The 12,536-nt window shown below is 65.0% G+C and carries 11 protein-coding genes and 1 pseudogene; 10 read left to right on the top strand and 2 right to left on the bottom strand.

Annotated features, from left to right (window positions below):
- From exbD to AA0Z93_RS07225, 5 genes are all read left to right on the top strand, one after another.
- Positions 1 to 429 carry a TonB system transport protein ExbD gene (exbD, locus tag AA0Z93_RS07205; RefSeq protein ID WP_413045757.1) on the top strand — a complete coding sequence of 143 codons (429 nt, stop codon included), beginning with the start codon at positions 1 to 3 and terminating at the stop codon, positions 427 to 429.
- Entirely contained in the window at positions 426 to 1,157 is a 732-nt protein-coding gene (locus AA0Z93_RS07210; protein ID WP_413045756.1) for an energy transducer TonB, read from the top strand. Before exbD ends, AA0Z93_RS07210 begins: the two co-directional genes overlap by 4 nt.
- Before the next feature lie 93 nt (positions 1,158 to 1,250).
- Complete coding sequence (locus tag AA0Z93_RS07215) at positions 1,251 to 2,174, top strand: hydrogen peroxide-inducible genes activator (protein WP_413045755.1); 924 nt, start codon at positions 1,251 to 1,253, stop codon at positions 2,172 to 2,174.
- 2 nt (positions 2,175 to 2,176) lie between these two features.
- Positions 2,177 to 4,255 (top strand): ATP-dependent DNA helicase RecG, encoded by a 2,079-nt coding sequence (gene recG / locus AA0Z93_RS07220; RefSeq protein ID WP_413045754.1) that lies wholly within the window; start codon positions 2,177 to 2,179, stop codon positions 4,253 to 4,255.
- A 77-nt stretch (positions 4,256 to 4,332) separates the two neighbouring features.
- Positions 4,333 to 5,736: an HDOD domain-containing protein gene (locus AA0Z93_RS07225; protein WP_413045753.1), complete on the top strand. Its 1,404-nt coding sequence runs from the start codon at positions 4,333 to 4,335 to the stop codon at positions 5,734 to 5,736.
- A 17-nt stretch (positions 5,737 to 5,753) separates the two neighbouring features.
- Here AA0Z93_RS07225 and AA0Z93_RS07230 read toward each other — a convergent pair whose 3' ends face one another.
- Positions 5,754 to 6,128, bottom strand: a complete 375-nt coding sequence (locus tag AA0Z93_RS07230) for a helicase (protein WP_413045752.1) — start codon at positions 6,126 to 6,128, stop codon at positions 5,754 to 5,756.
- Positions 6,129 to 6,590: 462 nt separating this feature from the next.
- A pseudogene (locus tag AA0Z93_RS07235) lies at positions 6,591 to 6,857 on the bottom strand (HU family DNA-binding protein); the annotation flags it as partial.
- Between the two features lie 319 nt (positions 6,858 to 7,176).
- Here AA0Z93_RS07235 and AA0Z93_RS07240 point away from each other — a divergent pair.
- From AA0Z93_RS07240 to AA0Z93_RS07260, 5 genes are all read left to right on the top strand, one after another.
- The gene (locus tag AA0Z93_RS07240) at positions 7,177 to 7,728 is read left to right on the top strand and encodes a chorismate--pyruvate lyase family protein (RefSeq protein WP_413045751.1); all 552 of its coding nucleotides are present in this window, start codon (positions 7,177 to 7,179) and stop codon (positions 7,726 to 7,728) included.
- On the top strand, positions 7,728 to 8,618 hold the full coding sequence (gene ubiA / locus AA0Z93_RS07245) for a 4-hydroxybenzoate octaprenyltransferase (protein ID WP_413045750.1): 891 nt from the start codon (positions 7,728 to 7,730) through the stop codon (positions 8,616 to 8,618). Before AA0Z93_RS07240 ends, ubiA begins: the two co-directional genes overlap by 1 nt.
- A gap of 99 nt (positions 8,619 to 8,717) precedes the next feature.
- Positions 8,718 to 9,407 carry a phosphate regulon transcriptional regulator PhoB gene (gene phoB, locus AA0Z93_RS07250; RefSeq protein ID WP_413045749.1) on the top strand — a complete coding sequence of 230 codons (690 nt, stop codon included), beginning with the start codon at positions 8,718 to 8,720 and terminating at the stop codon, positions 9,405 to 9,407.
- A 42-nt stretch (positions 9,408 to 9,449) separates the two neighbouring features.
- On the top strand, positions 9,450 to 10,751 hold the full coding sequence (phoR, locus tag AA0Z93_RS07255; protein ID WP_413045748.1) for a phosphate regulon sensor histidine kinase PhoR: 1,302 nt from the start codon (positions 9,450 to 9,452) through the stop codon (positions 10,749 to 10,751).
- A gap of 278 nt (positions 10,752 to 11,029) precedes the next feature.
- Positions 11,030 to 12,370 carry a hemolysin family protein gene (locus tag AA0Z93_RS07260; RefSeq protein WP_413045747.1) on the top strand — a complete coding sequence of 447 codons (1,341 nt, stop codon included), beginning with the start codon at positions 11,030 to 11,032 and terminating at the stop codon, positions 12,368 to 12,370.
- Positions 12,371 to 12,536 lie beyond the last annotated feature (166 nt).

A 12,536-nucleotide genomic window follows, 5' to 3' on the forward strand; every position in this document is an offset into this window, starting at 1 on the left:
ATGGGCCTGCATCTTAACGAGGGCGGGGACGACCTCGCCGAAAACCACGAGATCAACGTCACGCCGTTCATCGACGTCATGTTGGTGCTGCTGATCATCTTCATGGTCGCCGCGCCCCTGGCCACGGTCGACATCAAGGTCGACCTGCCGGCCTCGACCGCCAAGCCCGCGCCAAGACCGGAGAAACCGGTGTTCGTCAGCGTCAAGGCCGACCAGAAGCTGTACGTCGGCGACGACCAGGTACCGACCAACGCCCAGCTCGGCCCGATGCTCGACGCCAAGACCAAGGGCGACAAGGAAACCACCATCTTCTTCCAGGCCGACAAAGGCGTGGACTACGGTGACCTGATGGAAGTCATGAACACCATGCGTGCGGCCGGCTACCTGAAGGTCGGTCTGGTCGGTCTAGAGACGGCAGCGAAGAAATGACGAAGACGCGGCGAACACTGGCGCGTTATGGCGGCAGCCTGGCCCTTGTGCTCGGCCTGCATGCCGTTGCCGTGCTGCTCCTGCTCGACTGGTCGGTGCCCCAGCCCATCGAACTGCCGCCGGCAGCGATGATGGTCGAACTGGCGCCCCTGCCCGAACCGGCGCCACCACCACCGCCCAAAGTGGTGCCACCGCCACCGGCACCGGTCGAGGAACCGCCGCTGCCGAAGGTCGCCGAGGCGCCCAAGCCCAAGATCGCGATTCCCAAGCCGCCCAAGCCCAAGCCCAAACCACAGCCGCCCAAGCCTGTGAAAAAGCCTGAGCCGCCCAAGGAAGAGCCGCCCAGCGAACAAGTGGCCGAGACGCCGCCCAGCACCGAGCCGCCGAAGAAATCGGCCGCACCGGCGCCGAGCATCGCCTCCAACAGCAAAGCGCTACCGACGTGGCAGAGCGACCTGCTGCGCCATCTGGCCCGCTACAAGCGCTATCCGGAAGATGCGCGCCGCCGTGGCTTGCAGGGCATCAACCGCCTGCGCTTCGTGGTCGATGCCGAGGGCAAGGTGTTGTCCTTCTCGCTGGCCGGGGGTTCGGGTAGCGCAGCGCTGGACCGCGCCACGCTGGAGATGATCCGCCGGGCGCAACCGCTGCCCAAACCGCCCGCCGAGCTGCTGAACAACGGCAGCATTGAGGTGGTGGCGCCGTTCGTCTACTCCCTGGACCGGCGCTGAAACACAGGTTCTGTCATCCGTTGGCAGGTCTGATAACGTGCGTCTATCGATTGCAGCCGCTATGCTGGCCTCGCAACTTCATGGACGCACGTTATGACCCTCACTGAACTCCGCTACATCGTCACCCTCGCCCAGGAACAGCACTTCGGCCACGCCGCCGAGCGCTGCCACGTCAGCCAGCCGACCCTGTCGGTAGGCGTGAAGAAACTCGAGGACGAACTCGGCGTATTGATCTTCGAGCGCAGCAAGAGCGCCGTACGCCTGACCCCCGTCGGTGAGGGCATCGTCGCCCAGGCGCAGAAGGTCCTGGAGCAGGCCCAGGGCATCCGCGAGCTGGCCCAAGCCGGCAAGAACCAGCTCACCGCCCCGCTCAAGGTCGGCGCCATCTATACCGTCGGCCCGTACCTGTTCCCGCACCTGATTCCGCAACTGCACCGCGTCGCACCGCAGATGCCGCTGTACATCGAGGAAAACTTCACCCACGTGCTGCGCGACAAACTGCGCAACGGCGAACTGGACGCGGTGATCATCGCCTTGCCGTTCAACGAGGCCGACGTACTGACTCTGCCGCTGTATGACGAGCCTTTCTACGCCCTGATGCCCAGCGACCATCCGTGGACAGCGCGCAAGACCATCGACGCCGCGGAGCTCAACGACAAGAGCCTGCTGTTGCTGGGTGAAGGCCACTGCTTCCGCGACCAGGTGCTGGAAGCCTGCCCCACCTTGAGCAAGGGCGGCGACTCGCGCCATACCACCGTGGAGTCCAGCTCGCTGGAGACCATTCGCCATATGGTGGCCTCGGGCCTGGGTGTATCGATCCTGCCGCTGTCGGCGGTCAACAGCCACCATTACGCACCCGGTGTCATCGAAGTTCGGCCTCTCACGGCGCCGGCGCCGACGCGCACCGTAGCCATCGCCTGGCGCGCCAGCTTCCCACGGCCCAAGGCGATCGAGATCCTTGCCGACTCCATCCGCTTGTGTTCGGTGGTCAAGCCGGCGGCAGAGCAGTCGGCCTGAGCATGAGCGAGCTGTCGAACGTATCGGTCACCGCGCTGAAGGGCGTCGGCGAGGCCATGGCCGAAAAGCTGGCCAAGGTCGGCCTGGAAAACCTGCAGGACGTGCTGTTCCACCTGCCCGCGCGCTACCAGGACCGCACCCGCGTGGTACCCATCGGCGAGTTGCGTCCGGGCCAGGATGCGGTGGTCGAAGGCGTGGTCAGCGGCAGCGACGTGACCATGGGCAAGCGTCGCAGCCTCGTGGTACGCCTGGGCGACGGCAGCGGCACGCTGACCTTACGCTTCTACCATTTCAGCAATGCGCAAAAGGAAGGCCTCAAACGCGGTACCCACCTGCGCTGCTACGGCGAAGCGCGGCCCGGTGCTTCGGGCCTGGAAATCTACCACCCCGAGTACCGCGCGCTGACCGGCGACGACACCTCGCCACCGGTGGAACAGACCCTCACACCGATCTACCCGAGCACCGAAGGCCTGACCCAGCAGCGCCTGCGCGCGCTGTGCCAGCAGAGCCTGTCCATGCTCGGCCCGCGCAGCCTGCCCGACTGGCTGCCCGCCGAGCTGATCCGCGACTACCACCTGGCGCCGCTGGATGAAGCCATCCGTTACCTGCACAACCCGCCCGCCGACGCCGACGTCGACGAGCTGGCCGAAGGTCACCACTGGGCCCAGCATCGCCTGGCCTTCGAGGAACTGCTGACCCACCAGTTGTCGCAGCAACGTCTGCGCGAGAGCCTGCGCAGTCTGCGCGCCCCGATCCTGCCCAGGGCCACGCGCCTGCCGGCGCAGTACCTGGCCAACCTCGGTTTTACCCCTACCGGCGCGCAGCAGCGGGTGGGCAACGAAATCGCCTACGACCTCAGCCTGCACGAGCCGATGATGCGCCTGGTGCAAGGCGATGTCGGCGCCGGCAAGACCGTGGTGGCGGCACTGGCGGCGTTGCAAGCGCTGGAAGCCGGCTACCAGGTGGCGCTGATGGCGCCGACCGAGATTCTCGCCGAGCAGCACTACATCACCTTCAAGCGCTGGTTCGAACCGCTGGGCCTGGAAGTCGCCTGGCTGGCCGGCAAGCTCAAGGGCAAAGCCCGCGTCAGCGCGCTTGAGCGGATCGCCAGTGGCGCGCCGATGGTGGTCGGCACCCACGCGCTGTTCCAGGAAGAGGTCAAGTTCAAGCGCTTGGCCCTGGCCATCATCGACGAGCAGCACCGCTTCGGCGTGCAACAGCGCCTGGCCCTGCGCAAGAAAGGCGTGGACGGCGAGCAGTGCCCGCACCAGTTGATCATGACCGCCACGCCCATCCCGCGCACCCTGGCCATGAGCGCCTACGCCGACCTCGACACCTCGGTGCTCGACGAGCTGCCGCCCGGACGTACGCCGGTCAATACCGTGCTGGTGGTCGACAGCCGGCGTTTCGAAGTGGTCGAGCGGGTACGCGCCGCCTGTGCCGAGGGGCGCCAGGCCTATTGGGTGTGCACGCTGATCGAAGAGTCCGAAGAGCTGACCTGCCAGGCGGCGCAGAGCACCTTCGAAGAGCTGGGCAGCGCCTTGGGCGAGCTGAGCGTCGGGTTGATCCACGGTCGCATGAAGCCTGCGGAAAAAGCCGCGGTGATGGCCGAGTTCAAGGCCGGCAACCTGCAGCTGCTGGTAGCGACCACGGTCATCGAAGTCGGCGTGGACGTGCCCAATGCCAGCCTGATGATCATCGAGAACCCCGAGCGTCTGGGGCTGGCGCAATTGCACCAACTACGCGGCCGCGTCGGTCGAGGCAGCGCCGTGAGCCATTGCGTGCTGCTGTACCACCCGCCGCTGTCGCAGATCGGCCGCGAACGCCTGGGCATCATGCGCGAAACCAACGACGGTTTCGTCATCGCCGAGAAAGACCTCGAATTGCGTGGCCCCGGCGAGATGCTCGGAACCCGCCAGACCGGCCTGCTACAGTTCAAGGTTGCCGACCTGATGCGCGATGCCGACCTGCTACCGGCCGTGCGCGACGCGGCGCAGGCCCTGCTCGCACGCTGGCCCGAGCATGTCACCCCCCTGCTCGACCGCTGGCTGCGCCACGGCCAACAGTACGGCCAGGTTTGACGGCCATCTCAGACTCGATCCAGCCGGGTGATCGGCTGCTCACATTTCGCGATTGTAGGAACATTCTGGACCCGACCATGACTGAAGCTGCCCTCGACACCGCAACTCCGCGCGCGCCATCCGTGATCCGGCTGTTGCTCGACAAACTCGGCGTGGCCTACCGTGAGGTGCAGGACCACCCCTCGCTGCCGGCCGAGCGCAGGGTGCAGGCGATCCTGCTGGACGACGAGGTCGGCGCCTTGATGGTGCTGTTCGCCCAAAGTCAGTTGCTCGACCTCAAACGCCTCGAAGAGCTGACCGGGCGCAAGCTGGTGGCGGTGTCGGGTTCGCGGCTCAAGACCATGCTCGACAAGCACGCGCTCAAGGCGCTGCCCGGCATTCCGGCACTGACCAGTTCGCCCTGCCTGTACGAGCAGGACCTGCTCAAGGGCGAGTCGGTATTGCTCGAATCGGGAGAAACCGGGCTGCTGCTGGAGCTGCCGCGCGAAGCCTTCGAACGCCTGCTGACCAAGGCCAGCGCCGGCCGCTTCGGCCAGAACGTGCAGTGCATCCAACCCAACTTCGACCGTCCCGGCGACGACTCCAGGGAAATCTTCCAGGCCGTGCAGGCCTTCACCGCGCGACGTATCCAGCAGCGCCTGGAACAGACCATCGAAATCCCACCGCTGGCCGACACTGCGCAGAAGATCATCAAGCTGCGTGTAGACCCCAATGCCAGCGTCGACGACATCACCAGCGTGGTCGAGACCGACCCGGCCCTGGCCGCGCAGGTGGTCAGTTGGGCAGCCTCGCCCTACTACGCCTCGCCCGGCAAGATCCGTTCGGTGGAAGACGCCATCGTCCGCGTGTTGGGTTTCGACCTGGTCATCAACCTGGCCCTGGGCCTGGCGCTGGGCAAGACCTTGAGCCTGCCCAAGGACCAGCCGCAGCAGATGACGCCCTACTGGCAGCAGGCGATCTACACTGCGGCCGTCATCGAAGGGCTAAGCCGCGCCATGCCGCGTGACGGCCGCCCGGAAGTCGGTCTGACGTACCTTGCCGGGCTGCTGCACAACTTCGGTTACCTACTCCTGGCCCACGTCTTCCCGCCGCATTTCTCGCTGATCTGCCGCCATCTGGAAGTGAACCCGCACCTGTCGCATACCTATGTGGAGCAACACCTGCTGGGTATCAGCCGCGAGCAGATAGGCGCCTGGCTGATGAACCTGTGGGACATGCCCGAAGAGCTCACAGCAGCACTGCGCTTCCAGCACGACGCCAGCTACAGCGGCGAGCACGCCGCCTATCCCAACCTGGTCTGCCTGGCCAACCGTCTGCTGCGCGAGCGCGGCATCGGCGCCGGCCCGCAGGCACCGATTCCGGACGAGCTGCTGGCGCGCCTGGCGCTAACCCGGGAGAAAGCCAACGAGGTGGTCAATCGGGTGCTCGACGCCGAAGCACTGCTGCGCGAACTGGCCTCGCAGTTCAACGCGCCGCATTGAGCCGAAGCCAACGCGCTTCAGCTTCTTTTCTTGGGCTTGAGGTACTTCATCAGGCCCTGAAACCACATCACCAGGGCCGGGTTGCCCTTGATCTGAATGGCTTTGTCCTGAATGCCCTGCATGAATGCCAGCTGCTTGTTGCCGGCTTGCAGGGTGGCGAAGCCGTAGGCAGCATCCTTGAAGGCGATGGCGAATGCGGGCGCGGTGTGCAGGCCCGCGCGGCTGGTGATGCGTTGGTCGCGGACCTGGAAGTGTCGGCCGATCCTGCCGTCCAGCGTCTGCATCTGAAAAATCAGGTCCTTGCCTTCGAGCTGCTTCTGGAAGGCGGGATTGTTACGGCTGGCGCGCGCCATGAGCAGTCCCATTGCCCATAACAGAAAACGAAACTTCATTGACGCTTCTCGACTAGAAAGTGACTAGAGATCGCATTCTATCCACAAAAAATTGAATGCGCTCCAGTTTGCTGGGGCGTTCGTATACGAAAGAATGGCTCGCTCGTAAGCGTAATGTCGGTCAGTCAAGCAATCAGGGCCGCTTGGCGGTCCATCGCGGCTAAAGCCGCTCCAACAGGAAACGCACGGTCTGTATCGGTAGGAGCGGCCGGTTCGGCGCTCCGATTAGCCGCGATGGGCTGCAGAGCAGCCCTAAGCAACACCGTTCCGACCCAACGGGCTAGCATTGCGCCCGTAGGCGCCCTTCCTGCTTGTGTGGTAACGCCCGATTTACTTGCTAGCCCGGTTGCTGGCCTTGCTAGCGGATGCGGGCTTGGCCTTGCCGGCAGCCGGGGCGGCGGTTTTGCCGCTGGCCTTGGCGTCTGCCTTGCCGGCAGCCTTGGCAGGCGCGTCGCTGGGCACATTGATCAGTTCGCGCAGGTTCTTGCCGGGCTTGAAAGCGACGGTGTTGGTCGCCTTGATCTTCACCGGCTCCCCAGTTTGCGGGTTCTTGCCAGTGCGCGCGCCACGGTGGCGCTTTTCGAAGGTGCCGAAACCGACCAAGGTGACGGAGTCCTTGTCCAGCGCGCCAGTGATCGACTCGAGAATCGCGTTGAGTACCCGATTGGCCTTGTCTTTGGTCAAATCGGTTTTTTCAGCGATCACAACGGCGAGTTCGGGTTTACGCATAAATGAAGCCTCATTGACGGGATTTTTTTTGTTATGCCGTGCTGCCCGGGAAGGCAGCGCCAAGGCACCGTAGGCTCTAACCTGCGGTAGTCGGCAGTGAGGATGGCACGCTACCCCCACCCACGCCAGTTCCGAAAACGGCATTGTCGCCCGAAGGTAATGCCATAGCTGCCATACCCGACAGCTTTAGCGCCAATACGCGAAGTTATGGTGCTGCAGAGGGCATGGCACGGGCCGTAGCGCGTCCCGGCCATGGGCTGGAAAATTTCGCAACCATGCTAAGCTCGGCGCCTTTCCAGCCTGTTATCAGCGTACCGACGTGCCTCACACCACCCCGCAAGCAGCCACTGCCGCGTGGCTGACCCAACTGCCGCCCGCTACCGCGCCGGCACTCCTCGACTGGTTGTTCGACCAAGGGTCGCTGACCCGTCGGCTCACCGCATTGTCGGCCCAGCATTTCTCCGTCACGCCGCTGAACGAAGGCTGGCAGCCATTGCGCGCCGATGAGTGCCAGGCCCTGGGCCTTGCGCCCGGCGCCGAGGGTTGGGTGCGCGAGGTATACCTGCGCGGCCACGGCCAGCCCTGGGTCTTCGCCCGCAGCGTGGCGGCGCGCGCGGCCCTGGAGCGTGGCGGATTCGACCTGGAAACCCTGGGTTCGCGCTCGCTGGGCGAGTTGCTGTTCAGCGACGACGCCTTCATCCGCCACCCTTTGCAGGTGTGCCGCTACCCAAGCGCCTGGCTGCCCGCCGAGGCCCGCCACGAAGGGCTGTGGGCGCGCCGTTCGCGTTTCGAGCGCGACGGCCTGAGCCTGCTGGTCGCCGAGATCTTCATGCCTGCCCTGTGGCAGGCCGCCGCCAAGGAAGCCCGCTGATGTACCTGCAGCTGCTCAAGTCGCTCAATCGCCTGCACCCCCGCGCGTGGGACTTCATCCAACTGAGCCGCATGGACCGCCCGATCGGCATCTACCTGCTGCTCTGGCCCACGCTGTCGGCGGTGTGGATCGCCGGCGACGGCGCGCCGAGCCTGGCCAACGTGCTGATATTCGGCCTCGGCGTGGTGCTGATGCGCGCCGCCGGCTGCTGCATCAACGATTTCGCCGATCGCAAGGTCGATGGCCACGTCAAGCGCACTGCCGACCGGCCGCTGGCCGCCGGGCGCATCCGCTCGCGCGAAGCCCTGGCCCTGTTCGCCACTTTGGTCGGGTTGAGCTTCGCGCTGGTGCTGTGCACCAACGCCACCACGGTGTGGCTGTCGTTCGGCGCCCTGGCCCTGGCCGCCTGCTACCCGTTCATGAAGCGCTACACCTATTACCCGCAGGTGGTGTTGGGCGCGGCCTACGCCTGGGGCATCCCCATGGCCTTCACCGCCGCCAACGGCGAACTGCCCGCTGCCGCCTGGCTGCTGTACATCGCCAACCTGTTGTGGACGGTCGGCTACGACACCTATTACGCCATGGTCGACCGCGACGACGACCTGAAGATCGGCGTGAAGTCCACGGCGATCCTGTTCGGCGAAGCCGACCGGACGATCATCCTCAGTTTGCAGTTGCTGTCGCTGGGCTGCCTGCTGCTGGCGGGCAACCGCTTCGAGCTAGGCGGCTGGTTCCACCTGGGCCTGCTGGGCGCGGCGGCATGCTTCACCTGGGAGTTCTGGTCGACCCGCAGCCTGGAGCGCGACGCCTGCTTCAAGGCCTTCCTGCACAACCATTGGGCCGGGTTGCTGGTGTTCGTCGGCGTGGTGCTGGATTACGCACTGCGCTGATGGCCAAGGGCCTGGACCCAGGGCGTTTGTCACACAGCTGCAATAATTCCGTTATCTAATGCGCTGCACGACACAGTCACCCCAGGAGAGGTCTCGAGCATGGCAGGCAGAAGCATTCTGATCGTCGACGACGAAGCGCCCATTCGTGAAATGATCGCCGTGGCGTTGGAAATGGCCGGCTATGAATGCCTCGAGGCCGAAAACTCGCAGCAGGCCCATGCCATCATCGTCGACCGCAAGCCCGACCTGATCCTGCTCGACTGGATGCTGCCCGGCACCTCCGGCATCGAGCTGGCCCGGCGCCTGAAGCGCGACGACCTGACCGGCGCCATTCCGATCATCATGCTCACGGCCAAAGGCGAAGAGGACAACAAGATCCAGGGCCTGGAAGTGGGCGCCGACGACTACATCACCAAGCCTTTCTCACCCCGCGAGCTGGTCGCCCGGCTCAAGGCCGTGCTGCGCCGCACCGGGCCTGCCGACAGCGAGTCACCCATCGAGATCGGCGGCCTGCTGCTCGATCCGATCAGCCACCGTGTGACCATCGATGGCAAGCCCGCCGACATGGGCCCCACCGAATACCGCCTGCTGCAGTTCTTCATGACCCATCAGGAGCGGGCCTACACCCGCGGCCAGTTGCTCGACCAGGTGTGGGGCGGCAATGTGTACGTCGAAGAGCGTACGGTCGATGTGCACATCCGCCGACTGCGCAAGGCGCTGGGCGAAGTCTACGAAAACCTGGTGCAGACCGTGCGCGGCACGGGCTACCGCTTCTCGACCAAGAGCTGACCTGCGGCGCGTGCCGCCCGCCTACCGTGCAAGGACCGTCCATTGAACCAGAACTGGCATGCGACCCTGATTCGCCATCTGCTCGTGCTGATCAGCCTGTGCCTGCTCGGCGGGTTGATCAGTGGCGAATATGGCTGGAGCCTGGCGGTCGGGCTGGCGCTGTACCTGGGCTGGACCCTCAAGCAGCTGCTGCGCCTGCACGCCTGGCTGCGCAACCACCAGCCCGACGAAGCGCCGCCGGACGGCTACGGCCTGTGGGGCGAGGTGTTCGACAGCATCTACCACCTGCAACGCCGCGACCAACGCGTGCGCGGCCGCCTGCAAGCGGTGATCGACCGCGTCCAGGAGTCCACCGCAGCGCTGCGCGACGCAGTGATCATGCTCGACAGCGACGGCAACCTGGAATGGTGGAACCGCGCCGCGGAAACCCTGCTCGGCCTCAAGACACCGCAGGACGGCGGCCAGCCGGTGACCAACCTGGTGCGCCACCCGCGCTTCAAGGAATATTTCGAAGGCGAAAACTATGCCGAGCCTCTGGAGATCCCGTCGCCCATCAACGACCGCCTGCGCGTGCAACTGAACATCACCCGCTACGGCAACAACGAACACCTGATGCTGGTGCGCGACGTGACCCGCATCCACCAGCTCGAACAGATGCGCAAGGACTTCGTCGCCAACGTGTCCCACGAACTGCGCACCCCGCTGACCGTGATCGCCGGCTACCTGGAAACCCTGCTCGACAACGTCGACGAGGTGAACCCGCGCTGGGCCCGCGCGCTACAGCAGATGAGCCAGCAGGGCGCGCGCATGCAGACGCTGCTCAACGACTTGCTGCTGCTGGCCAAGCTCGAAGCCACCGACTACCCCTCCGACAACCAGCCCGTGGCGGTCGATGCGCTGCTCAAGACCGTCCAGGCCGACGCCCAGGCGCTGTCCGGCCCGCGCGGCCAACGGATCAGCCTCGATGCCGAACCGGGTGTACGCCTCAAGGGCAGCGAGTCGGAGCTGCGCAGCGCCTTCTCCAACCTGGTGTTCAACGCCGTCAAGTACACCCAGGAGGGCGGCAGCATCCGCATCCGCTGGTGGGCCGACGCCCAGGGCACGCACCTGACGGTACAGGACTCGGGCCCCGGCATCGAAGCCAAGCACCTGCCGCGCCTGACCGAACGCTTCTACCGCGTCGACTCGAGCCGCGCTTCCAACACCGGCGGCACGGGCCTGGGCCTGGCGATCGTCAAGCACGTCCTGCTGCGCCACCGGGGGCGGCTGGAGATCAGCAGCGTGGTCGGCCATGGCAGTACCTTCACCTGCCACTTCCCTTCCAGCCAGATCGCAACCCTGTAGGAGCGTCCGGCCGGCGCTCCGGTTTAGCCGCGATGGCCGGCAAAGCCGGGCCAAAGGTCTATACCTGACCTACCTGAAAAAACTCGACCCACGGTAAGCAAACCCCTGCACTACCCCTCACAGGTGAACCGGAGCGCCGTCTGCCCGCTCGTATATGCCTGTGTGGGCACCATGCTTTGCTTTTACAGTCTCAACCGCTACATTGGATCTCTTGTGCCAGCCCGTGCTGGCACTTTTTGTCTCTTCCCACTACCGACGGACCCCGTAAAAAATCCATCATGGACCCTTCCCCTGCGTTTAGCCTTTCCTCGTTGTTTGCCGATTTCGGCATGATTCTGTTCGCACTGTTCCTGGTCTTGCTCAACGGCTTCTTCGTCGCCGCCGAGTTCGCCATGGTCAAGTTGCGTGCCACCCGCGTCGAGTCGATCGCCGAACTGCACGGCTGGCGCGGCGGCATCCTGCGTAAGGTGCACAGCCAGCTCGACGCTTACCTGTCGGCCTGTCAGTTGGGCATCACCCTGGCGTCCCTGGGCCTCGGCTGGGTCGGCGAACCGGCGTTCGCCCACCTGCTCGAGCCGCTGTTGGCCTATTTCGGTGTCGATAGCCCGGAATTGATCAAGGGCATCTCGTTCTTCGTCGCCTTCTTCGTCATTTCCTACCTGCACATCGTGGTCGGCGAACTGGCGCCCAAGTCCTGGGCGATCCGCAAACCCGAGCTGCTGTCGCTGTGGACGGCGGTGCCGCTGTACCTGTTCTACTGGGCCATGTACCCGGCCATCTACCTGCTCAACGCCAGCGCCAACGCCATCCTGCGCATCGCCGGCCAGGGCGAGCCCGGCCCGCACCATGAGCACCACTACAGCCGCGAAGAGCTCAAGCTGATCCTGCATTCGAGCCGCGGCCACGATCCGAGCGACCAGGGCATGCGCGTGCTGGCCTCGGCCGTGGAAATGGGCGAATTGGAAGTGGTCGACTGGGCCAACTCGCGCGAGGACATGATCAGCCTCGACTCGCGGGCGCCGCTCAAGGAAATCCTGGCGATGTTCCGCCGCCACAAGTTCAGCCGCTACCCGGTATACGACACCGAACGCGGCGAATACACGGGCCTGCTGCACATCAAGGACCTGCTGCTGGACATGGCCGAAGCCGATCATGTGCCGGAGACCCTCGACCTGGAAGACCTCACCCGCCCGCTCGAGCGCGTGTCGCGGCACATGCCGCTGTCGGAGCTGCTGGAGCAGTTCCGCAAGGGCGGCGCGCACTTCGTGCTGGTGGAGGAAGCCGACGGCAAGGTGATCGGCTACCTGACCATGGAAGACGTGCTGGAAGTGCTGGTCGGCGACATCCAGGACGAACACCGCAAGACCGAGCGCGGCATCCTCGCCTATCAGCCCGGCAAGTTGCTGGTGCGTGGCGACACACCGTTGTTCAAGGTCGAGCGGCTATTGGGCGTCGACCTCGACCACATCGAGGCCGAAACCCTGGCCGGTCTGGTCTACGAGACCCTCAAACGCGTGCCTGAAGAAGAAGAGCTGCTGGAGGTCGAAGGCCTGCGCATCATCATCAAGAAGATGAAAGGACCGAAGATCGTGCTGGCCAAGGTGCTCAAGCTCGATTGATCTGCAGTAACCCCAGATGGCCATGGGTCGGCTGCGCCGCCCATCGCGGCTGATCGGAGCAGCGAACCGGCCGCTCCAACAGGAAACGCGTATTTCAAGGGAGCACTCTGACCTGTAGGAGCGGCTTTAGCCGCGATGGGCGGCAACGCCGCCCCGCGGCGGCAAT

The sequence above is a fragment of the Pseudomonas phoenicis genome, from assembly GCF_047302395.1.
Taxonomy (GTDB): Bacteria; Pseudomonadota; Gammaproteobacteria; order Pseudomonadales; family Pseudomonadaceae; genus Aquipseudomonas.

Coding starts and splice junctions, on each gene's coding strand:
- exbD (WP_413045757.1), top strand. CDS start 1: ATGGGCCTGCATCTTAACGAGGGCGGGGACGACCTCGCCGAAAACCAC.
- AA0Z93_RS07210 (WP_413045756.1), top strand. CDS start 426: ATGACGAAGACGCGGCGAACACTGGCGCGTTATGGCGGCAGCCTGGCC.
- AA0Z93_RS07215 (WP_413045755.1), top strand. CDS start 1,251: ATGACCCTCACTGAACTCCGCTACATCGTCACCCTCGCCCAGGAACAG.
- recG (WP_413045754.1), top strand. CDS start 2,177: ATGAGCGAGCTGTCGAACGTATCGGTCACCGCGCTGAAGGGCGTCGGC.
- AA0Z93_RS07225 (WP_413045753.1), top strand. CDS start 4,333: ATGACTGAAGCTGCCCTCGACACCGCAACTCCGCGCGCGCCATCCGTG.
- AA0Z93_RS07230 (WP_413045752.1), bottom strand. CDS start 6,128: ATGAAGTTTCGTTTTCTGTTATGGGCAATGGGACTGCTCATGGCGCGC.
- ubiA (WP_413045750.1), top strand. CDS start 7,728: ATGTACCTGCAGCTGCTCAAGTCGCTCAATCGCCTGCACCCCCGCGCG.
- phoB (WP_413045749.1), top strand. CDS start 8,718: ATGGCAGGCAGAAGCATTCTGATCGTCGACGACGAAGCGCCCATTCGT.
- AA0Z93_RS07260 (WP_413045747.1), top strand. CDS start 11,030: ATGGACCCTTCCCCTGCGTTTAGCCTTTCCTCGTTGTTTGCCGATTTC.